Origin of the sequence: Pseudomonas sp. 5P_5.1_Bac1 (assembly GCF_025466015.1) — a bacterium.
Classification (GTDB): Bacteria; Pseudomonadota; Gammaproteobacteria; order Pseudomonadales; family Pseudomonadaceae; genus Aquipseudomonas.
This window is the reverse complement of the sequence record NZ_JANLNX010000080.1, coordinates 1-529: the sequence shown is the minus strand read 5'-3', so window position 1 is coordinate 529 and position 529 is coordinate 1. Positions and strand designations below refer to the sequence as shown.

Here is a 529-nt window from a genome sequence, read left to right as displayed (position 1 = left end):
GTTGATGCCGCCAGCGTTTGGATGGGTTTCGTTATCCAGCAAGGTGTAGCTGTAGGTCACCACGCCGGTACTGGCGTTGTACCCCGTGACGGTCAGCGTGTTGCCCAGCGGAGTCGTGGCAGTTTGTGGGAAACCGGAGGCTACCCCGCCAGAAACAACGTTGATGCCGCCCACACTCAGGGTTTGCAGCCCGTCCGGAGCGGTGACGGTGAAGGTGCCGGTTTGCGTCAATGCCGGCGTGTTCGGGTTGCTGCCGTCGCTAAGATTTTTCTCGTAAACCGTCAGCTCACCACCCGCAGCATCGAGGCCATTGAGAGTGACTGGATCGTTCAGGTTCTTGATATCCAGGACCAGATTCGCAGTGCTGGTATCGCCATCCGCATCGGTCAGGGTATAGGCAAACGTCTCGGTACCCGTACCGCCGCCATGCAGATTAAAGAAGTCCGGATCTGCAGGATTCAGCGTGTAGGTGTAAGACCCATCCGCAGCCAGAACCAGCGTGCCGTAGGTCCCCGTGAAGGTGCCCGCG

General features: G+C 59.2%; 1 protein-coding gene. It reads right to left on the bottom strand.

Annotated elements, in window-relative coordinates:
- A partial coding sequence (locus tag NTD82_RS16385; RefSeq protein WP_262129474.1) for a VCBS domain-containing protein occupies positions 1 to 529 on the bottom strand: 529 nt, incomplete at both ends.